This window comes from Paenibacillus sp. NMA1017 (assembly GCF_058895805.1).
This window is the reverse complement of the sequence record NZ_JBZXYR010000002.1, coordinates 101,058-123,184: the sequence shown is the minus strand read 5'-3', so window position 1 is coordinate 123,184 and position 22,127 is coordinate 101,058. Positions and strand designations below refer to the sequence as shown.

Sequence of the window (22,127 nt, the reverse complement as noted above, 5' to 3'; positions counted from 1 at the left end):
AAGATGAAAAGAGATCAGAGCAATTTCGTCAGAGGGGGAAGAGTTCAAGATGTGGGGTGCTCCTTTTTCTGCCAAGGCTAAGAAGATGCTGCTGCTGGGTAGCGGCGAATTGGGAAAAGAAGTCATTATTGAAGCTCAGCGGCTTGGCGTGGAATGTATTGCTGTTGATCGCTATGAACTGGCTCCAGCAATGCAGGTGGCCCATCGCTCTCACTGTCTGGATATGCAGGATGCTGAGGCGTTGAAGGTACTAATTCGTGAGGAAAAGCCCGACATAATTGTACCTGAAATCGAAGCTATTGCTACGGGTGCTTTGGAAGAATTAGAGCAAGAAGGATTTCACGTAGTACCAACGGCCCGTGCCGCCCGTCTTACGATGGACCGGGAAGGTATCCGCAGGCTGGCTGCCGAGAAATTACAGATTCCGACTGCCGCCTATCGTTTTGCGGATAATTTTGAGCAGTTGCGGTTGGCGGTTCATGAGCTGGGCACGCCATGTGTGGTCAAGCCCTTGATGAGTTCGTCGGGTAAAGGGCAATCTGTATGCCGGGCACTCGAAGATGCAGAATCCTGTTGGAATACGGCGCTGGAAGGCGCACGTGCCAAAACAACACGTGTCATTGTTGAAGCTTTTGTACCGTTTGAGAGCGAAATCACATTATTGACCGTCAGATCGGCTTCGGGTACGACTTTTTGCCCACCGATTGGCCACATTCAGAAAGATGGGGATTATGTCGAATCCTGGCAGCCTCATGGCATGACGGACAAGCAGCTTTCGGAGGCGGAAGACATTGCCCGTACGATTACGGATGAACTGGGTGGTTACGGATTGTTTGGCGTAGAGCTATTTTTAACGGCTGATGGCGTCATATTCAGTGAAGTATCCCCTCGTCCGCATGATACAGGAATGGTGACCATGATCACGCAGGATTTATCGGAATTTGCGCTTCACGTGCGGGCCATTCTCGGATTCCCGGTGCCATCCGTCACACTGCTTACACCAGGAGCTTCAGCTACCTTGAAGGCAGAAGTGGCTACACGGGATTTTGTAATAAGCGGTCTGCATGATGCATTATTGCTACCCCGGACACAGGTGCGAGTGTTCGGGAAGCCTGAAACCAAGCCGGGACGCCGGATGGCTGTAGCGCTTAGCGCTGCAGAAGATGTGGAAACAGCACGGAAGACGGCCAAAGAAGCTGCTAATATGCTGAAAGTGGAGGTAAATCATGTCTAACAATGTGATGATTCCAGTACTGACAATTCGTTCCGTAGAGCTTGGCGATTGCGAAGCCGTAACTGGACTACTCAGAGAAGTCGGATACCCGATGACTTGTGGTGTAATGAAAGAAGTTATGGGAACAGCGCGGGAGGACAGTCAAGCGAATATGATGGTTGCAGAAATGGATGGTCGTGTTGTCGGAGTAATCGGCATGCATACGGCTCAAAGCTTGGCTTATCCTGATCCTGCCGTACAACTCACCATGCTGGTCGTGAGCGGGGAGTATCGCGGCGAGGGCATTGGCAAGCGCCTGGTGGCTTGTGGTGAGGAGTGGGGACGTGCGCAAGGATGCTATCATTTATTCATTACCGGAGCGAATAACCGCATCAAACAAGTAGAGGCCCGAGCTTTCTACAACCGAATCGGCTTTGAAAAGCAAGGCTACCGTTTCAGCAAAAAGCTTAGATAATCAGCCTATAACAAGACAATCTAATACTTAAAGCCTCACTACTTTTAACTAAGTTCCGCATGGGTCATTTCCGAGCGGGGCTATTTTTTTTCCAACTTTTATACCATTGATCCTGCTATAAAACATGATATACTGCTAGAGTAAAGATTACAAAGTTGTAACCAGACGCGTTCACACCAAGGCATTTATACAACAAGGAGATGACGAAATGAAGAATATGTTGAAAAAAACACTCGTGATGGGAAGTCTAAGCGCTATTTTATCCGCAGGATTCATCGTTCCGGCATCAGCTTCACCAGCTGACGATTTGACTGCCCAACTACAACAGTGGTTTCAAAATAACGGATATACTGTCAATATGTCCAACGGGACAACAACGGTAACAAAGACCGTAATTAAGGATGTTTCTGAAAAGGACAAGGCTAAAAACAAAACAGCAAATCCTTCATCCGGCAAACAAACAACAACCAAACAGGGCAGCCAAAAGGCTTCGCAGTCTGGTACCAAGCAACAGACCCAAAAACAAAACACAAACTCAGGCGCGGGTCAGTCTGCAGGATCGAATGCACAACTCAGCAAGTCCCAATTTGCAGCTGAGGTTGTAAATCTTGTTAATAACGAGCGCAGCCAAAAAGGTCTCAAGCCCCTCGCATCGAATGCGAAGCTTACAGAAGTAGCCTTAGTCAAGGCGAAGGATATGAGTACGAACAATTACTTTTCCCATACATCACCGACCTATGGCTCACCCTTTGATATGATGAAAAAATTCGGTGTAACTTATACGTATGCGGGTGAGAATATTGCTATGGGACAACAAACACCACAAGAAGTGATGAAAGCCTGGATGAACAGTCAGGGACATCGTGAGAATATTTTGAAGGCAGAATATACGCAAATCGGTGTGGCTTACTACAATGGATATTGGGTACAAGAGTTCACACGTAACTAAGATGATAGTAAATACGTTCGAATCGTCATGCCGCTGTTATGAAAAGATAGTGGCATGACGTTAATCTGAAGACCCGCTGACACGTTCAGCGGGTTTTTTGGTGTCTCTTATTCCTTCGGGGGCATAACCTTTGCTTTATATCAGAAAAGACATAAGGGACGTATTTATAGTATGATAGCTGCAAGTTGAATAGATAGCAGACTATTTATAGAAGGCTAGGTGAACAAATGAGCTACGAAATCGTGCATGAAGGTGCCTTTGCTATGCTCAAGGTCCAGTTGAACCCCGGGGAAATGATTAAAGCGGAAATGGGAGCGATGGTTTCCATGTCTTCCAGTGTAGATATAAAGGGGACGGTAGACGGTGGACTGTTACGTGGTTTAGGCAGAATGCTGAGCGGAGAAAAATTCTTTTTTCAAGAACTGAGGGCAGCTCGGGGGCCTGCTGAAGTGTTGTTAGCCCCTGCAAGTATAGGTGATGTACAAGCGGTGGAACTGGATGGCACGTATAAGTTGATGGTCCAAAAGGACGGTTTTCTAGCTTGTACGGAAGGTATTGAGGTTAGCACCAAAATGCAAAACCTGATGAAAGGTATATTCTCCGGTGAAGGTTTTTTTATCGTAGAAATCAGTGGTCGAGGTACGGTATTCCTGTCCTCTTATGGAGCCATTCATCCCATTTATATCGCTTCAGGAGAGGAGCGTATTATTGATAATGCTCATCTGGTGGCGTGGCCAAATTATATGGATTATAAAATTGAAAAAGCATCTAAAGGCTGGTTGTCCAGCGTAACGAGTGGAGAAGCACTTGTATGCCGCTTTCGCGGTGAAGGAACGGTACTGATTCAAAGTCGAAATCCGGGCAGTTTTGGACAATGGATCAAAAGTTTCATCCCTGATAGCAAATAGTTTTTTCGTCTGACTGGGGATGGAAGGATAGGCTGTTGGCACAAAAAAGTATAATAAAAGGGTGGCCATTTGCTATCCTTTTTTTGTATGTTCATGGAAAATTATATGTGACTCTAATCATTTATTGCGCTTTTATTCAGAACGGTTTATTTGCAAAATGATATGAGAAGCTTTATGTTTATTTCACTAAGCTATCAGGAGGGAACACGAGTGAATTCATCAAAATGGATTTGGCGGTCTGTCGGTTCCGTTTCCATTGCCGCCACATTGCTATTATTGTACGGATTTATTACAGCAGTACAAAGTATTACGGCTCCAGAGCCAATGGTTAGCAACCAACCTGTACATACTGGATCATCGCAGACACAAACTGCGCCATCGGCTACTACGCAGACGGGAGAGTTTCGGGTAGCTGCCATTGGAGATTCGCTAGCCAAAGGCACGGGGGATGACTCCGGAAGTGGCTTTGTGCGTCGGTTGGTGAGCTTGTTAGATAATCAGGAGGGCCATAAGGCTCAGCTCATAAATAATATGGGGATTAATGGACTGACGACTCAAGGACTATTGACCAAGCTGGATGAGCCTGGTGTTTCTTATGTTTTGAAAAAGGCTAACGTCATTATTGTCTCGATTGGCGGAAATGATTTATTTCAGGGGGCTCAGGCTGCCCAAACCGGCAAAGAGCCACCTACACTCAGTGGTTTGCGTAAAGCTGTGCCTGAGGCGACCAAACGTCTGCAAAAAGTGCTGACAAAGGTAGGGAAAATCAATCCGAATGCTAAAATTATCTATGTCGGATTATATAATCCATTCAGTGATCTGCAGGAAATGAAAATTCCCGGTAATCTTGTGGTAACAGAATGGAATCTGGCTGCCATGGCAATTACCAACCAAAACAGCAATATGACTCTGGTTCCAACTTTCGATTTATTCCAGCAAAATTTGCCCGTCTATTTATCATCCGATCATTTTCATCCAAACGGACAGGGCTATCAGGCAATTGCTGAACGTATCGCGCAAGGGTTTGCCGTTGCAACCACGAAGGATGCCGATAATGTGAATAATGGACAACAGTCTACAAGTAGCCAACCCGCTGAAGTGAAAAAGGGAGGGAACAAGTAATGAGCATCCAATCTGCTGACAAGAACGGGACTGGAATAATCGAAAATTCGACCTCAAGGGATGCAGTGTCCAGTTTCCATTCCGCCAATCAGGTTGGCAGCACAGACAGAGACAGAAGCAATAACGAAACAGTCCTCTCTGTTCAGCACGTTAAGAAACGTATCAAACGCAAAATGATCATTCATGATGTAACTTTCGACGTTCGTGCGGGTGAAATTTTCGGATTTCTCGGTCCTAATGGGGCTGGAAAAACGACGACTATTCGTATGCTGGTTGATTTAATTAAGCCGACGGAAGGGACGATAACTGTCTGTGGTCATAATGTAAATCGTGACCCTGAGCAGGCTTTACGGCATATTGGTTCTATTGTGGAAAATCCAGAAGTGTACAGCTACCTGACAGGGTGGGAGAATTTAGAGCATTTTGCCCGTATGCAGCCTGGTGTAGACGAGCAGCGTATCCGCGAAGTCGTTGAGCTGGTTCGGCTGGATCGCCGTATCCATGATAAAGTAAGTACGTATTCTCTCGGAATGCGCCAGCGCCTTGGTATAGCCCAAGCCTTGCTCGGTAGACCGAAATTGCTCATTTTGGACGAACCGACGAACGGGTTAGATCCTAAGGGGATCAAGGAAATGAGAGCTTTTATCCGTTTGCTAGCGGCAGAAGGCATGGCTGTATTTGTTTCCAGCCATTTGCTCAGCGAAATCCAGCTGCTATGTGATCGAGTGGCAATTATAAGTCGGGGAAAGGTGCTAGCTGTAGGTGGTGTGCGGGAACTGGTTGAGACGCACTCGCACATGGCCGTATGGCAACTGGAGCCTCGTGATCAGGGTTTTTCCATATTGCAAAATTCTCCGTATGTGCAAATGATTACGAACGCCGATGAATTAATTGATGACAGCATTGTAGCAGGCAGCGGGACCGATGCTATTTTTACAGAAATGGATGAAGAGCATATTGCGGAGCTGGTCACACAAATGACGGCTTCCGGTATTTCCGTTAAAGGTGTAACCAAAATCAACCCTACACTGGAGCAGCTATTCCTGAAAATGACGGAAGGTGAGATACTTGAATAACATTTTACCGCTCGTTCAAAATGAAACACTCAAAATTATCAAGAAGAAACGATTTTATGTCATTTTACTTGTTTTACTTGTGCTTGTGCCGATTTTTACGTACGCTCAGATGAAAGTAGCAGAAAACAATCGTGAAAAATTCGGCAATGATTGGCGGCTTGAACTGCGTCAGGCGATTACCGATAATCAAAACTCGCTGGGAAGTGACCGGGTTCCCGAGGAATGGAAAACCTACCGTCGGGTCTTTGTGCAGCAGATGCAATATTATTTGGAAAATGATGTGAATCCGAATGAGCCTAGTGGCGTCACGTTTACCAGAGAGTTTATGGATAATTCGATAAATTTGTTCGTTCCGCTGTTGATTATGGCCATTGCCTCCGATCTGGTTTCCGGAGAACGGACGACAGGCACGATAAAAATGTTGCTGACCCGCCCAGTCAGGCGGTGGAAAATACTGCTGAGTAAGCTGCTGACATTGTATATGTTCGTTTCGCTCATTATTTTGGCTGTATTTGTGATTAGTTATCTCATATCAGGCTTGTTTTTTGGTTTTCGCGGTTTTAATGTTCCGGTATTCACCGGATTTCAAATTGTTGGATCGACGGTGGATTTGTCTGCTGTACATGCGATTCCACAATGGCATTATCTGATGCTGCAAGCCGGATTGATCTGGTTTGTCAGTCTTGTGGTAGCTTCGTTAGCCTTTATGGTATCTGTCCTGGTACGAAGTACGGCGGCGAGTATCGTGGTCATGATGGCTGCGCTTATTTCGGGCACAATTTTGACAAACATGGCTTCATCTTGGCAGAGTGCTAAATATTTATTTATGGTTAACCTCGAATTAACCGATTATTTATCTGGAAGCCCCGCCCCGATTGAGGGAATGACCTTACCCTTTTCTTTAGCTGTACTGGGCATTTGGGGGGCTGCGGCATTGATTGTTTCATTCGCCGTCTTTACGAAACGGGATATATTGAATTAAAATGGACAAGGTAAAAGAAAACATCTGTTTGCATTTTTGGTGAAAATCATCAAGAATAAGGCAAAACACGGTTACGATTAGACAAAGGGGGAGCATGAATGGTCGACAAAATCGACTTGTCTGCGGGAGTGTCCGGCACACAGAGCGGAGCTTCAGAATATGGCGCGGACGACATTCAAGTGCTCGAAGGGCTTGTGGCAGTTCGCAAACGGCCGGGCATGTACATCGGGAGCACCAGTTCTTCGGGACTGCATCATTTGGTATGGGAAATTGTAGACAACGCGGTGGATGAACATCTCGCCAAGTTTTGCTCTCGCATTGATATTACAATGCATAAGGACGGTTCCGTTACGGTATCAGATAACGGGCGCGGTATTCCTACGGGAATGCACAAAACGGGAATTCCTACGCCTCAGGTTGTATTCACCATTTTGCACGCCGGAGGTAAGTTTGGCGGTTCGGGATATAAAAAGTCCGGGGGTCTGCACGGTGTAGGTGCGTCTGTAACGAACGCTCTTTCGGAATGGCTTGAAGTAGAAATTTACCGGGACGGCAAGATTCACCGTCAGCGGTTTGAATATTGGCAGGACAAGAAGGGCGTGGAGCATGTCGGGGAACCGACCACAGGCCTTGAAGTGCTGGGCAATACTAACAAGACGGGCTCGAAAATTACATTTAAACCGGATATTCGTGTTTTTCAGGCAGGCATTCATTTTAACTACGATACGTTGGCTGAGCGCCTTCAGGAAATTGCTTTTCTAAATTCGGGCCTTCGTATTCAACTTAAAGACGAACGCAGCGGAAAGTCAGATGAGTATTTTTATGAGGGTGGCGCAAGTCAGTTTGTTGCTTTTCTGAATGAGGGCAAGGATGTGCTGCATGACGTTATTCACTTTAATGCCGAGAAAGAAGACATTGAAGTAGAGATTGCCATCCAGTACAATGCGGGTTATACAGAGACGATTGCTTCGTTCGTTAACTCCATTCCGACACGTGGCGGAGGTACGCATGAAACGGGATTCAAAACCGCTTACACTCGTGTCATGAACGACTATGCCCGAAAAACGGTGATGTTGAAAGAAAAGGATAAGAACTTGGAAGGCAACGATCTACGTGAGGGCATGATGGCTGTAATCAGTGTCAAGATGGCTGAAGTTGAATTTGTCGGCCAGACAAAAGATCAGCTGGGTAGCGCTTCGGCACGGAGTACAGTGGATGCCATCGTATCTGAGCAGATGCAGCGTTTTTTGGAAGAAAATCCGCAGATAGCACAAACTTTGATCAAGAAGGCAGTTCAAGCATCCAGAGCGCGTGAAGCTGCACGTAAAGCTCGGGATGAAATGCGTTCCGGCAAAAAGCGCAGTGAAAGTTCCAATTTGAATGGTAAATTGTCGCCTGCGCAGTCCAAGGATTTTACACGTAATGAGTTGTTTATTGTGGAAGGCGATTCGGCTGGAGGATCAGCCAAGCAGGGACGGGATTCCAAAATTCAGGCCATATTGCCGCTAAAGGGCAAGCCGATGAATCCGGAAAAATCCAAACTGGCGGATATTATGAAGAATGATGAGTACCGTGCTATTACAGCAGCTATTGGTGCGGGGGTAGGAACAGAGTTTTCGCTGGAAGACAGCAATTATTCCAAAATCATCATTATGACCGATGCAGATACAGATGGTGCGCACATTCAAGTGCTGTTGTTGACGTTCTTTTATCGGTATATGAAAGAGCTTATTGATGCAGGACGCATATTTATTGCTCAACCGCCATTGTATAAAATAACTCGAAAGTCGGGTAAGCTCGAAACGGTGCGTTATGCTTGGACTGACGAGCAGCTCGATAATTACTTGAAAGAATTTGGACGAAATTTTGAGCTTCAACGCTATAAAGGACTCGGGGAAATGAACCCTGATCAGTTATGGGAAACAACGATGAATCCCGATTCACGCACCTTGTTACGCGTTCAGATAGAGGATGCAGCCAAGGCCGAGCGTCGGGTGTCCACCTTGATGGGTGATAAGGTGGATCCGCGCAAGCGCTGGATCGTGGAAAACGTAGATTTCACGGAATACGTAGAGTAGTGCTATCAAAAGAGGTGTATACATGAGCTTATCGGAGCAGTTTTTGCCAGCTTTTCTGGAGGAAGTGGTCGGTGACCGCTTTGGCCGATATTCCAAATATATTATTCAGGATCGGGCGATACCCGATGTACGGGACGGATTAAAACCCGTGCAACGCCGTATTCTTTATGCGATGTACGATTCGGGCAATACGCCGGATAAAGCATATCGTAAATCCGCCAAAACCGTTGGGGACGTTATGGGTAATTACCACCCCCACGGTGATTCGTCGATTTACGACGGCATGGTACGGATGGCACAGCCCTGGAAAATGAGTCACGTACTGGTGGACGGTCACGGTAACTGGGGCTCTCAGGATGATGATCCGGCAGCAGCTATGCGTTACACGGAGGCTCGCTTGTCTCCGATCGCAATGGAAATGCTGCGCGATATTGAAAAGCGTACGGTTTTGTTCAAGGACAATTTTGATAACTCGGCCAAAGAGCCTGTTGTGTTGCCGTCTCGTTATCCAAATTTGTTGGTGAACGGTTCCAGCGGGATCTCGGCGGGATTTGCGACAGAGATCCCTACACATAGTTTACGCGAAGTTATTGATGCCAGCATTGCGGTGATGGAAAAGCCGGAGATTGAGCTGGAAGAGATTATGACCTTTATCAAAGGTCCTGATTTCCCGACGGGCGGACTCATTATGGGTGGCGAAGGCATCAAGGACGCTTACCGCACGGGAAAAGGACGCATTTATATTCGTTCCAAAACGGAAATTCAGTCCTTGCGCGGAGGTAAGCAGCAGCTAGTCATTACCGAAATCCCATACCAGATCGTCAAATCAAGGCTCGTAACCGCCATGGAAAATATCCGTCTGGAGAAAAAGGTGGAAGGGATTGCCGAGGTTCGTGACGAAAGTGGACGAAATGGTTTGCGCATTGTTGTGGAGCTGAAGAAGGAAGCCGATGCGGAAGGGATTTTAGCTTATTTGCTGAAAAAAACCGACCTACAGGTGGCATATAACTTCAACATGGTGGCCATTGTGAACAAAGCGCCACATCAGCTTGGGCTAAAGTCCATTTTGGAAGCGTATATCGCCCATCAACGCGAAGTTGTCACTCACCGTATCCAGTATGAACTGGAAAAGGCAGAGGATCGTGCCCATGTACTGGAAGGTTTGGTCAAAGCACTTAACATTCTGGATGAGGTCATCACAGCCATTAAAGCTTCCAAAAATCGCCAGGACGCGCAAAATAATTTGCAATGGATGTTTGGTTTTAGCGAACGGCAGGCAGATTCTATTTTGACTTTGCAGTTGTACCGTCTCACCAATCTAGAAATCACCACGCTTGAAAAAGAACTGGGTGACATCCAGAAAAAAATTGCGCAATATCGTTCTATTCTGGAAAGTGATCGGAAGCTGATCAGCCTGATTCGCAAGGAACTGTTGGAAATTCGCGAAAAGTACGGCATTGACCGTCGTTCAGATATCCAGGGCGAGGTAGAAGAGATTAAGGTGAACCTGGAGGTTATGGTGGGAGCAGAGGATGTGCTGCTGACACTCTCGAAAGATGGCTATGTGAAACGTACAAGTATGTTGTCATTCACTCGTTCTGGCGGGGAACGCTCAAGTTCCGGTGTTAAAGAAGGGGATTACGTTACCCAATTGCTTGATGTAAATACGCTGGATGTATTGCTCGTCTTCACCCAGCGCGGACAATACTTTTTGCTGCCTGTACATCAGGTGCCAGAGTATAAGTGGAAAGAGCCGGGCACTCCAATTGTCAACGTCATTCCGTTATCGAAGGATGATCGTATTGTAAGTGTTATTCCGCTCAAGAACATCGAGGAAATCGGCAAAAGCCTGGTATTTGTAACAAAGAAGGGCCAAGTAAAGCGTACAGAATTGAAAGAATATGCTACAAAACGTTCCAGTGCCGTAGCCGCCTGCAAAGTAGCCGGGGACGATGAGGTGTTATCGGTAACGTTAAGCGAGGGTACCCGGGATATTATGCTGATTACTCGAGCGGGAATGAGTATACGCTTCAAGGAGCAAGAGGTTAATGCGATGGGCCGCGTCTCGGCTGGTGTCAAAGGTATACAGCTGGCGGAAGGCGATGAAATTATCGCGGCGTTGTGGGTAGAAGAGGATGAAGGAGAAGTGTTGGTGCTGACCGAGTCTGGTTATGGTAAGCGTACGCTTCTGTTGGACTATCCTACACAGGGAAGAGGCGGCAAAGGTATCACCACCTTTGAGTTCAAGGAAGGCAAACGAGTACGTTCAAATGGAACTCGAATCGTGGCTGCCTTCTATTGCCGTGAAGCTGTTCAATTATTTGCAATCACAGCAGAAGGACAAACGATGTCCTTCCTTTCGGAAAAGGCCCCTTTGACCGACCGAAAGGATACAGGCAAGCTGCTGGCTCCAGTGGAGAAAAAGGACGAAATTGTGAATGTGCTGCTGCGTAGTGAACCGCAAGTTTCTCAGTCCATAGAATAATAGGAAAGTCAAGCGCTTTTTAGCTCGAAAAAGAGAGGTCCTCTCGTGCCATTCCGGCACGAATGAGGACCTTTTTGCCGTCATGGTGTCGAACCCTGACCAGCCTTCAAAACCGAGGTGAGACTTCCTTCCCCTTTTCATTTCATGCTCCAAAAACGGCAGGAAACCGGGGCTGAATGGCGAAAATTTAATGTGATGAAATACAATCCGGACGGTGGCCCATACGGTAACTTTGATGCTTTTACTGACCCTGTTATTTAAAGGAGTGAGGCAAAATGCAAACGACCGAATTTGCGAAAATCTGGTCCAGAATGGCTAAGGATTATAAGGTTCATATGGAGCAGCAGCTGGCTCCATCACTAACGGAAGCTCAACTTACGGTGCTGGAGGTTTTGAACGAATACGGCCGCATGAAACCGTCTCAACTGATCCCATATCTCGCCACCACACCAGCCGCGGTTACGATGCTGCTGGATCGGATGGAGCGGAATCGACTGGTCACCCGTTTCAGAGACGTAAAGGACCGTAGAATTGTATGGATTGTCATTTCGGATCAAGGAAGAGAAGAAGTAGAGCGTGGATTGCGAATCCGGGATGATTTTCTGGGTTCTGCACTGAACCGAATTTCTCAGCACAATCAAAATTTGCTGGTTTATTTGTTAGGGAAAATTACAACGAAGGCGAAAACTTCAGTAATGACAAGTGAGGCTGAGGGAGTAAAGGAACAAATAGAACGAGCAGAATAACTAGAATGGTGGATACATGAAAGTAGCTGTACGCAGCAGATTATCATTTTAAGGTAAATAAGGATTTTGCAAAAATCCAATAAGCGACTTCCAATGAATAATATATAGATCGAAATGGTTTAGTTCGTCTATATATTGCACTTCGGAGCGACTGGAATCGAATTTTGCAAAATCCTGAAGTAGGAGTGCGCGGATGAAATACCTATCGTGGTATTCATACCGCGCTTTTTTGTGTTGAAGGATAGGTGATATTTGGGTGAATGTTGACATTTACATAAGAGATGATAAAATAATAGTTATAAATAAATAACATTTCGTATGCAAATAGTTTCTAGTTTATGTATATGCATATGGATTGTGAATTGGGTAATAGAAAGAAGGATGGTTCCAGTGAGTGACAGAGAGGAAGACAGACTTGAGGTGTACCGGATTATTCAATCGGTAAGAGAGGTTAATAAAACGATATTTTATGCCTTCTGGAATGAAGAGCAGCATTTGGATCTGACGGCCATACAGCATATGGCTTTGGCCATTCTGAATAAACGCCCCAACATCGGGTTATCCGAGCTGGCAGACATAGCACATGTGGGAAGCAGCTCTATGAGTGGGGTGGTTGACCGCTTGACCAAGGCGGGATATATTGCTCGCGGGCGGCATGAGCATGACCGTAGATCCTTAGTGCTGACGCTTACGCCGGAAGGAAAAGATATCATGCAAAAAGTAGACGCCATGTGGATGGAGCGCGTCTTGCCCATTCTGGACATCCCGAAGGAGCAGCTAGAGATGGTCCTGGATATCCATAAACAAATGATCATGAAATTAACACCGAAGGGAATGAATCAACTTGAGCAGTCCTCAAATGACACTACCAGGTAATGTACGCAGAGCACCCATTGTGGCCGCTCTGTTGATTGGCGCGATTGTAGCGATATTAAATCAGACGTTGATCAGTGTGGCTTTACCGAAAATGATGAGTGATCTGAATATAGATGCCAATATAGCTCAGTGGCTTAGTACGGGCTTTATGCTCGTGAATGGGGTATTGATCCCGGTGACTGCGTTCTTGATTGCCCGTTTCTCCACTCGTAAATTGTTTATTAGCGCGATGACTATTTTTTCAATAGGCACGCTGTTATGTGCTATAGCGCCAGGCTTCAGCATATTGCTGATCGGTCGGCTTATTCAGGCCGCGGGGGCAGGTATCATGATGCCCTTAATGATGGTCGTTATCTTGAACATCTACCCAATAGAGCGTCGTGGCCGGGCGATGGGAACCTTGGGGATTGCCATGGGTTTTGCTCCAGCCATTGGGCCAACCTTATCCGGCTATATAGTACAGCATTATGACTGGCGGGTATTGTTCTGGATCATCCTGCCGATTTCAGTGATTTCGATTGTGATCGGATTTATTTTTCTGAAAAATGTAACAGAGCAGTCCAAGCCAAAGCTGGACATTCCCGGCATCATTTTGTCTACGCTCGGTTTCGGTGGACTATTATACGGCTTTAGTGATGCAGGAACATCGGGTTGGGGAAGTATTCCGGTCCTGTCTACGCTTATCATTGGGACAATTGCGCTTATTTTGTTTATTGTCCGCCAATTGAAGGTAGATGAGCCTATGCTGGAGTTCCGTATCTTTAAATACGATGTGTACAGCTTGACGACAATCATTAACGTGATTGTGACGATGGCTTTGTACGCCGGTATGATATTGCTTCCGATTTATTTGCAAAATATTCGGGGGTTTACACCGCTCCAGTCCGGTATGCTAATGTTACCAGGAGCGATTCTGATGGGGCTCATGTCTCCTGTGACAGGAGCTATTTTTGACCGAATCGGAGCACGCTGGTTGTCTGTAATTGGCTTGCTGATCATGGCTATAACGACTTGGGAATTTACGCGGTTGACCGAAACAACCACCTATATGACACTGTTAATTAATTATACGGTGCGGATGTTCGGGATGTCGTTGCTAATGATGCCGATCCAAACGGCCGGGTTGAATCAGCTTCCACAACGATTGAATGCGCATGGTACGGCGATGAGTAACACGCTGCGTATGATTTCCGGCTCGATTGGGACGGCAATTCTGGTGACAGTGATGTCCACACAAAGCAGCAACCGTTTGACATCGATTATTACATCTGAAGGACTAACCGTGACGGATAAAGCGGGGATGCTGGCTGCAGGCAACCAAGCTACAATTTATGGGATTAACTCGGCTTTTATCATTGCAACAGTGTTGAGTGTGGCCGCTCTGATTTTAGCGTTTTTCATCAAAAATACGAATGCGCAAAACGCCCATCCCCGTCAACAGCTGGTCAACAGCAAAAAGGGGCAGTCCGTGGCTTCCTCGTCATAAAAGTATGAGATGACGCATTAATTTAATTTCTGCAAAAAAGAACCTGCAATGCATGTTTGTTCACATGCGTTGCAGGTTCTTTGTGCATGCTATCCGGTTCAAATTTCAGACGTAATCATGTTCTCATAAAGCGACCTGGGCCATTCATTCCATGGAAATTGAACAGGAGGTAGCGAATGAAATCTCATATCGTCCTTGCTAACCGGATGCGGTGCTCCAGCGAGTAAGGACCAAAGCGCCAGCTGTTGACCGGGCCGACTCAGATTACCCCCATATTTTTGGTCACCGTAGAGGGGACAGCCGATCGCTTGCATTTGCACACGAATTTGGTGTGAGCGTCCGGTGTGCAGCTTAATCTGCACGAGACTGAGTCCATCCGCTTGTCCGATTACGCGATACTCCAAAATGGCTTCCTTCGCACCAGCCATGCCAGGCCGAACCGTTTGAACTGTGTTGGTTCGACTATCCTTTAGCAGGTAATGGGTCAGACGGCCTTGTGGGGCCGTAGGAACGCCATTCAGAACGGCTGTATACAGTTTGTGGAAATGACGACTTCGAACCGACTCTGACAGGCGAGAAGCAGCTTTGGACGTCTTAGCAAAAATCATGGCTCCACCTACAGGCCGATCCAGTCTGTGAACTAAACCCAAAAAAACGTTACCAGGCTTATTGTGTCTAATTTTTAAATCTTCCTTGAGTAAAGACAACAGATCAGGATCACCACTGGCATCCTCTTGCGTTGGAACATTGACAGGCTTTACAACCGCCAAAACATGATTGTCCTCATATAGGACAGGGATGTTCGACTGTGCATGTTCATGCCGAGTAAGTTCATTTTGAGTCATAAGAGGAATTTAAGCCTCCCAGCGTCCGAGAATACCACAAGGCAAATTCAATCCCGAGCGTGTGATCGGCAATCCGATTTCACCAGCGCTAATTTGGCCGCCGTACTTTTGTTGCATTGTCATGCTCAGCATGTTGCGCAATACAGTAGGCGAAATACCTGTAGTATAGGAGTTAATCAGCATGAACAGCGGTTGATCCGAAATGATGCTCATGCAGGATTCGAGAAACGGGTATAAGCTTTCTTCAAGCTTCCAAGTTTCTCCGTTCGGTCCGCGCCCGTAAGAAGGAGGGTCCATAATAATGGCATCATAACGGTTACCCCGACGTTGTTCCCGTTGCACGAACTTGAATACGTCGTCAGTAATGAAGCGTACCGGACGGTCAGCCAGACCGGACAATTGAACGTTTTCCTTTGCCCACTGTACCATGCCTTTGGCGGCATCCACATGAACTACACTGGCTCCTGCATACGCAGCAGCAGTAGTGGCTCCTCCCGTGTATGCAAACAGGTTCAGTACGGAAATCGGTCTGCCTGCGCCTTTGATTTTATCCATCATCCAGCTCCAGTTCGCTGCTTGCTCCGGAAAAAGACCAGTATGCTTGAAGCTGGTCGGTTTAATGTGGAATTTAAGTGGTCCATAGCTAATTGTCCAGCGCTCGGGGATCGGTTTTTTCATATCCCAGTTGCCGCCACCGGAGGAACTGCGGTGATAATGCCCATGAACATTACGCCATTCGGCTGTTTCTTGGGCCAAAGGCCATATGATTTGCGGATCGGGACGACGCAGGACAATATCACCCCAACGTTCCAGTTTTTCACCACCGCCTGTATCCATTACTTCATAGTCTTTCCATTCTTGTGCTACATACATGTACAATCCATCCTTCAGCAGTCAATTCAGGATTCAGGCAGCAAGCTGCACAGAAATCCCCATATGGAGTCTATTGTACAACAAACCACAGCAACAATCGAATGATTACATAAATAAGTAAGTAGTCAATGGGTCTAAAATATTTTTTCTCGGATGTACTTGTAATTGTAGCGCTTCCATATTAAAATGGTACCAATCCCACTTGTACGTACAACCATCCGTTTTTATTATAATAATGAAAAATGGAATGGATTGTACGTACATAATATTTTTTTATCAACACAGCTGAAATTCTACTTCATTAAACAGGCCTCTAATTAATTTGCTTATCCATAGATTTTCAGCCAACAGCCGCATGTAATGCGGCTGTTTTGCGTATATTTCCACAAGATTAAACCTAGTTTTTGAAATTAATATTTGACAATGAGAATCATTATCAAATATTATTTGAGTAACAGGGAGTGAAAGCATCCCATATTTCAAATAAAGGTGAGGGATGAACTTGGGTAAAATCATGATTACTTATGCCAGTTTGACCGGTAATACAGAGGAAATTGCGGAATTGATCGCCGAGGGCGTCCGTCAGGCAGGGCATGAGGCTGAGTTGAAGGCTTCGTATGATTGCAGCGCGCAAGAACTGCTCGCATATGACGGGTTCCTGCTGGGTGTATATACATGGGGAGATGGTGAGCTTCCTGATGAATTTTTGGATTTTTACGAGGAACTAGACGAACTTGATCTGTCTGGTAAAAAGACTGCAGTATTTGGCAGTGGAGATACATCCTATACGCAATTCTGTGGTGCAGTGGACTTGGTAGAGGAAAAGGTCAAAGAACGCGGCGCATCGGTCATTCAGGAGAGTCTAAAGATTGAATTCAATCCATTGGATGATGACAAGGAGAATTGCCGAGCTTACGGAAGACAATTTGCACAGGCTGGTATTGGGGTGTCCTGAGAAGAGAGTGAGGGATAGGTATGCGCAATAGCGATAGCTTAAGCGGCTTTCCTCTTCTGCACGACTATCAGCTGGAGGAGATGTGGAGAACTCCACAGCCAATCCGTCAATCACAGAGGAAAAGAGGGCGTGAGGGCTGGAATTGGCGGCAACGGGTTCAATATGCAGTAGGGCATGCGCTCAACGAATACTTTGGAATGGAAGTAAAGGTACGGCGGGAAGTCCCTGTCCAGTATGTGCTGGAGAAATGGTGGCCCAAGCAGTCAGACAGCTTTGAATCTTTGTTCCATTATTGGGATGTCAAAAATAAAGTGTCAGGTGAGTTGTCAAAAATTTGTGGCTTAAATAATGACTTGATGGTGCCTGTGATGCTGTATGAACAATTTTGTACGTCTGTGCCTGAGTTAGAGGTCAATATTTCGCTTATTGTTCAGGCTGCTTGGCAACTATCAGCAGAAGCAGATTCCCTGCTCATTCAAAAGTACATCGTTGACTATAATCCTAACGTTATTAGTACATTCCAACATATGACAAATGTATTTTGTTATTATGCATTTGGGGCTCTTCCTCAGCTTATTGAGGTATACTGTCTGCTGGAAGGCAAGAAGGTCCGCTTCATTCCGGGGCCTGCTTCTTTACAGCAATCTCTGGATTACGTGAGGCTATTGCGGGATTCCAAAGAAGATGTACATGGAACGATAGACCGCTGCCGTTGCGGGGGCTGCATGGAGAAGCAAGCTTCTCAAGGGAACAGAACAAATAAGAACACGAAGGAAGGGCAGGAGGCGAAAAACTGCAAACAACGGTCAGCTGTACCCACGCCTTTCTCTTAACATTATTGTATAACCCTTTAATTGTAAACTATCCCTTTTCGTGAAAGAGCCTTGGAAACAAGGTTCTTTTTTATGAAAAAAAATTATGAAAAAACTGAAAATTTATGTTGCCTGAATAGATAAATATATCTATAATATTTCAATGTACAATAGTTATATGAAAATATTTAAATATAAAAAGACGGTTTGTGGACCATGGATTAGCTTGTCCTCTGTACATAAAATAAGTCCTGTCTTTTGCATGGCACGTTGCCATGTGTTTATTTACGTTCTTCATTTGGTTTAATGGCCTAATATTTCAATTTTAAAATATTAGCGTTGAATAATAAAAATTTTTTGGACAACAGGGGTGGAAGAAGTGAGTAAGAAAACTGTATTGCCAATCCTCATTGTACTGCTCATTCTGAGCGGTGGAGCTATTGGCTACTATTATTGGTATCAGGCAACACACTTTGTTAAAAGTGACGATGCGCGCATTCAAGCCGATCAATATAAGGTAATGCCGCAAATCTCTGGAGAAATTAGCCACATTGATGTGGAAGAAGGAGATGTTGTTCAGCGTAACGAACCGATTGCCGAGCAGGATGTATCGGGGCTGGATGCGAGTATGATCAGCAAGTCCGTACTGCGCGCACCAATCAACGGAACCGTCATTAAGATTTATTCGAAAGAGCATGAAATCGGATCGCCGGGTAGTGCTGTTGCAACTATGGTGGATATGAACAGCTTGTACGTATCCACGAATATTGAAGAAACCGATATTAACCGTATTAAACCAGGACAGCTTGTGGATATTACGCTTGATGCAGCAGGTGACCAGGTGATTCAGGGTAAAGTTCGTAAAGTGGGCGAAGCCTCCAACGCCGTGTTCTCACTCGTTCCTGCAGTGAACACAAGTGGTAACTTTAACAAGGTGACTCAGCGTGTGCCTGTAGAAATTGCTGTGAACAAGCCGAAGGATATGAAGCTTATCCCTGGAACGAACGTGGAAGTAAAAATTCATACACCTTAAAAAGGAGGGGTCCATGTGGCTGCCAATGAAATTGCTGCTGCTCCTTCGACAGATTCTTCCAAAGAACGCTGGCTTGCCTTTTTCGCTATCGTTTTAGGCGCCTTTGTCGCCATTCTGAACAACAGTCTGATCAATGTCGCCATTCCTAGATTGACGACGGATTTAGGATCTACGACGACACGTATTCAGTGGGTTATTACAGGTTACACGCTTGCATCTGGTGTAATCGTACCGATTACCGGATATATGGAGCAGCGTCTCGGATACAAAAAGTTTTTGATTCTAGCGCTCAGCGTATTTTCGCTGGGAACGGGAATATGTATTTTTGCATGGAGTGATTCTTCCCTGATCGCAGCACGGGTGCTGGCTGGTCTGGGCGGCGGTGTTATTATGCCGCTGAGTATGACGATTATTTACAAAATTATGCCGCGTGAGCAAATTGGGATGTCCCTTGGTATATGGGGGATCGCCGCAATGGCAGCGCCGGCTGTAGGGCCTACGCTTAGCGGATATTTGATTGAGTGGTTTAACTGGCGGTTCTTGTTTATTGTCAGTGTGCCGGTTGCTTTATTTGCCATTTTAATGGTTATTCTTCTAATCAAAGAACCGCCTAAAGTAGAGCCGAAGCCGTTTGATCTACCGGGCTTTTTGCTGGCCGCAACTTGTGCCGGAACACTTTTGTACGCACTGACAAACGGACAGCGTGATGGCTGGACTTCTTTTGGAATTGTATCCTTGCTGTTTGTTGCTTTCTGGGCACTTGTTTTTCTGATCTATGTAGAAAGCGGCAAGGATAATGCGGTAATTGAAATCTCATTATTCAAGAATTCAAAATATACGATTAGTGTTATTGCTTCAAGTCTGGTCATGATGGGGATGTACGGAGGAACGTTCCTAACACCGTTGTTTTTGCAAAATATCCAGCGTGTGTCACCGATTGATACTGGTATTATCCTCATTCCACAGGCCATTGCGATGGCGGCTATGATGCCTATTGCCGGGAAGCTGTTCGATAAGTTCGGCATTGTGCCTTTGGGACTTGTGGGCCTGACGCTAACCAGCTTTATGACCTATCATCTTCACCAGCTTACGCCAGATACTTCGCATGCCTGGTTGGAAACCGTAATGGCATTACGGGGTCTGGGAATTGGTATTTGCATGATGCCATTGTCCACGGTCGGTATGAATGCCGTTCATCCGAGCAAGGTAGCCAATGCATCTACAGCATCCAATCTGGTACGTACTGTGGCCGCATCTATGGCGATTGCGGTGCTAACTGCCATTATGCAAAGCCGTTCGGCTGCTCATGCCCAGCAAATTTCGGAGTCCATTACACCAGACTCGGCTCATACGCTACAAGCGACATTGGGCAGCTCATGGATGTCATCCATAAGTAGTTTAATCACACTGGATGCTACATCAAGAGGAATTGGGGATACGTTCCTCATTTCATCCATACCGCTGTTTTGCACAATTCCACTAATCTTTTTGTTTATTCAGAGGAAGAAAGCAAAGACACAGCCGGAAGCATAACCAAAGAACTATAAAATACGACTGGATGGCTTACATTATTTCCACGGACAGAAAGAAAGGGAATTATCATGAAAATATTGAGAGTAGAAAGTACATTAGCGGCTTTAGTGCTCGGCGGCGCAGTGCTGGCAGGCTGCTCCAGTAATAGCGGGGCGGCTCAGGACATGGTCGTTCCGGTTAAAATCAGCCAAGCTCAGCAAGGCATCATCGGACAGGGAAATATTTATACAGGAACGGTAACACCTTCGGAGACGGTGAATATCGTTCCTAAAGTGGGCGGTAAAGTGGTTGAGCTGCCAGTGGATATTGGCTCCGAGGTTAAAAAGGGTCAAGTACTGTTCAAGCTTGATGATAAGGACATGCGGAATAATGTGGCGAAAGCCCGCGCCGCAGCAGCTGCGGCAGCAGCCGGAGTAAGCACCGCTCAAGCATCCCACGAATCTACGATGGTTCAGGCAAACTCAGGCTTAGTGCAGTCCAAGAGTGGCGTGATTCAATCCCAAAGCGCAATCAATCAGGCACAGGGTGCTATTAATCAAGCCACTACAGCCGTAGAACAAGCAACACATGGTGTCTCCTCAGCAGCCAATACGGTGAAACAAACGCAGCAAGCTTTGGCAGATGCACAGAAAAATGTAACACGTACACAAAGTCTATTTGATGCAGGTGCGAGCACCCAAGCACAATTAGAACAAGCCAAAACAGCAGTCGTGAATGCGGAAGCGGCTTACCATAATGCACAAAATGCACAGGCTAATGCGCAAGATCAGTTGGTAGCTGCGCAGAAGGCTCTAACTACAGCTCGTAACAGCTATGATTCAGCAAAAAATAGCTACAGTAATGCCAATAGCGGTTACAGTAATGCGCAAAATCAGCTCAAAGTATCTCAAAATACTGCGGTTATCGAGTCCAGCCAACAATCTCTTAAGCAGGCTCAGCTGAATGTGAACATTGCTCAGGATGCATTGGATGACACCGTTGTTACATCACCGATCAATGGTATTGTGGGTACGAAAAATGCAGAAGTGGGCGAAATGGTATCTGCTCAGTCTCCTGCACTGGTCATCGCTAATCTGAGTACAGTCAATACTTTGATCTATGTTCCAGCGGAACAGATCAACAATGTAAAAGCAGGTGACAAGGTGCAGGTTCGTGTTGCAGCTTCCAACATTGTAACAACAGGTACAGTTAAAAATGTAAGCCCATTGGATGCAAGTGGAAAAGGCTATCCTGTAAAAATCTCAGTAGCGAATCCAGACACGAAACTGAAATCCGGCATGTTGGCTGATATCAGCTTTGTCGCTGCCAATGCGCAAGAAGGTATTGTGGTTCCTACTGCGGCAGTTCAAAAAGACCAAGGTAAAGAATATGTTTATGTTGTAAACGGAGACCATGCGAAACGTAAGGAAGTGAAGACTGTTCAGACGGCAGGTTCACAAACACTCGTTACCAGTGGCTTGAGCAATGAGGAGAATGTGATCGTGAATAATCTGGCATTGCTGTCCGATAACTCACCGATTACAATTAGCCAATAATTACTCTAAACTTACGTACTATATAATAGTAGAAGTTTATTATGAATATGCAAAGACAGCCTGCTTAGCGGGCTGTCTTGTTTTTATTTCATTCAGCAGATTTTACATAGATTAATGTCGATATGGGACTATTTTTGACGAACAT

Annotated in this window: 19 protein-coding genes; 17 read left to right on the top strand and 2 right to left on the bottom strand. The window is 45.9% G+C overall.

What is annotated here, in order from left to right; genetic code table 11:
• Positions 1 to 49 precede the first annotated feature (49 nt).
• The 12 genes from purT (at position 50) to AC5ELV_RS05460 (ending at position 14,396) form a co-directional block, all read left to right on the top strand.
• Positions 50 to 1,234, top strand: a complete 1,185-nt coding sequence (gene purT, locus AC5ELV_RS05515; RefSeq protein ID WP_493429431.1) for a formate-dependent phosphoribosylglycinamide formyltransferase — start codon at positions 50 to 52, stop codon at positions 1,232 to 1,234.
• Positions 1,227 to 1,688 carry a GNAT family N-acetyltransferase gene (locus AC5ELV_RS05510; protein WP_493429430.1) on the top strand — a complete coding sequence of 154 codons (462 nt, stop codon included), beginning with the start codon at positions 1,227 to 1,229 and terminating at the stop codon, positions 1,686 to 1,688. The genes purT and AC5ELV_RS05510 overlap by 8 nt, the downstream gene beginning before the upstream one ends.
• A 208-nt stretch (positions 1,689 to 1,896) precedes the next feature.
• Positions 1,897 to 2,637 (top strand): CAP domain-containing protein, encoded by a 741-nt coding sequence (locus tag AC5ELV_RS05505; protein ID WP_493429429.1) that lies wholly within the window; start codon positions 1,897 to 1,899, stop codon positions 2,635 to 2,637.
• 227 nt (positions 2,638 to 2,864) lie between these two features.
• Positions 2,865 to 3,545 carry a TIGR00266 family protein gene (locus tag AC5ELV_RS05500; protein WP_493429428.1) on the top strand — a complete coding sequence of 227 codons (681 nt, stop codon included), beginning with the start codon at positions 2,865 to 2,867 and terminating at the stop codon, positions 3,543 to 3,545.
• A gap of 174 nt (positions 3,546 to 3,719) precedes the next feature.
• Positions 3,720 to 4,667: a GDSL-type esterase/lipase family protein gene (locus AC5ELV_RS05495; RefSeq protein ID WP_493429427.1), complete on the top strand. Its 948-nt coding sequence runs from the start codon at positions 3,720 to 3,722 to the stop codon at positions 4,665 to 4,667.
• Positions 4,667 to 5,743: an ABC transporter ATP-binding protein gene (locus tag AC5ELV_RS05490; protein ID WP_493429426.1), complete on the top strand. Its 1,077-nt coding sequence runs from the start codon at positions 4,667 to 4,669 to the stop codon at positions 5,741 to 5,743. Before AC5ELV_RS05495 ends, AC5ELV_RS05490 begins: the two co-directional genes overlap by 1 nt.
• Positions 5,736 to 6,725: an ABC transporter permease gene (locus tag AC5ELV_RS05485; RefSeq protein ID WP_023989072.1), complete on the top strand. Its 990-nt coding sequence runs from the start codon at positions 5,736 to 5,738 to the stop codon at positions 6,723 to 6,725. The genes AC5ELV_RS05490 and AC5ELV_RS05485 overlap by 8 nt, the downstream gene beginning before the upstream one ends.
• A gap of 98 nt (positions 6,726 to 6,823) precedes the next feature.
• Positions 6,824 to 8,803: a DNA topoisomerase IV subunit B gene (gene parE, locus AC5ELV_RS05480; RefSeq protein WP_028540692.1), complete on the top strand. Its 1,980-nt coding sequence runs from the start codon at positions 6,824 to 6,826 to the stop codon at positions 8,801 to 8,803.
• A gap of 22 nt (positions 8,804 to 8,825) precedes the next feature.
• Complete coding sequence (gene gyrA / locus AC5ELV_RS05475) at positions 8,826 to 11,288, top strand: DNA gyrase subunit A (protein ID WP_493429425.1); 2,463 nt, start codon at positions 8,826 to 8,828, stop codon at positions 11,286 to 11,288.
• 275 nt (positions 11,289 to 11,563) lie between these two features.
• The gene (locus AC5ELV_RS05470; protein ID WP_493429424.1) at positions 11,564 to 12,034 is read left to right on the top strand and encodes a MarR family winged helix-turn-helix transcriptional regulator; all 471 of its coding nucleotides are present in this window, start codon (positions 11,564 to 11,566) and stop codon (positions 12,032 to 12,034) included.
• A gap of 390 nt (positions 12,035 to 12,424) precedes the next feature.
• Entirely contained in the window at positions 12,425 to 12,910 is a 486-nt protein-coding gene (locus tag AC5ELV_RS05465) for a MarR family winged helix-turn-helix transcriptional regulator (protein ID WP_025722031.1), read from the top strand.
• Complete coding sequence (locus AC5ELV_RS05460; protein WP_493429862.1) at positions 12,894 to 14,396, top strand: DHA2 family efflux MFS transporter permease subunit; 1,503 nt, start codon at positions 12,894 to 12,896, stop codon at positions 14,394 to 14,396. Before AC5ELV_RS05465 ends, AC5ELV_RS05460 begins: the two co-directional genes overlap by 17 nt.
• A gap of 98 nt (positions 14,397 to 14,494) precedes the next feature.
• Here AC5ELV_RS05460 and AC5ELV_RS05455 read toward each other — a convergent pair whose 3' ends face one another.
• On the bottom strand, positions 14,495 to 15,241 hold the full coding sequence (locus AC5ELV_RS05455; RefSeq protein ID WP_029518145.1) for an RluA family pseudouridine synthase: 747 nt from the start codon (positions 15,239 to 15,241) through the stop codon (positions 14,495 to 14,497).
• A gap of 9 nt (positions 15,242 to 15,250) precedes the next feature.
• Complete coding sequence (locus AC5ELV_RS05450) at positions 15,251 to 16,114, bottom strand: class I SAM-dependent methyltransferase (protein WP_028540694.1); 864 nt, start codon at positions 16,112 to 16,114, stop codon at positions 15,251 to 15,253.
• 496 nt (positions 16,115 to 16,610) lie between these two features.
• On the opposite strand from AC5ELV_RS05450, the gene AC5ELV_RS05445 reads away from it, so the two are divergent.
• The 5 genes from AC5ELV_RS05445 (at position 16,611) to AC5ELV_RS05425 (ending at position 21,982) form a co-directional block, all read left to right on the top strand.
• The gene (locus AC5ELV_RS05445; RefSeq protein WP_049817022.1) at positions 16,611 to 17,069 is read left to right on the top strand and encodes a flavodoxin; all 459 of its coding nucleotides are present in this window, start codon (positions 16,611 to 16,613) and stop codon (positions 17,067 to 17,069) included.
• A 20-nt stretch (positions 17,070 to 17,089) separates the two neighbouring features.
• Positions 17,090 to 17,902 (top strand): hypothetical protein, encoded by an 813-nt coding sequence (locus AC5ELV_RS05440; RefSeq protein ID WP_493429423.1) that lies wholly within the window; start codon positions 17,090 to 17,092, stop codon positions 17,900 to 17,902.
• A gap of 358 nt (positions 17,903 to 18,260) precedes the next feature.
• Positions 18,261 to 18,914: an HlyD family secretion protein gene (locus AC5ELV_RS05435; protein WP_023989065.1), complete on the top strand. Its 654-nt coding sequence runs from the start codon at positions 18,261 to 18,263 to the stop codon at positions 18,912 to 18,914.
• A 15-nt stretch (positions 18,915 to 18,929) separates the two neighbouring features.
• A complete protein-coding gene (locus AC5ELV_RS05430) occupies positions 18,930 to 20,447 on the top strand; it encodes a DHA2 family efflux MFS transporter permease subunit (RefSeq protein WP_307345885.1) in 1,518 nt (505 codons plus the stop codon).
• A 68-nt stretch (positions 20,448 to 20,515) separates the two neighbouring features.
• Complete coding sequence (locus AC5ELV_RS05425; RefSeq protein WP_493429422.1) at positions 20,516 to 21,982, top strand: efflux RND transporter periplasmic adaptor subunit; 1,467 nt, start codon at positions 20,516 to 20,518, stop codon at positions 21,980 to 21,982.
• Positions 21,983 to 22,127 lie beyond the last annotated feature (145 nt).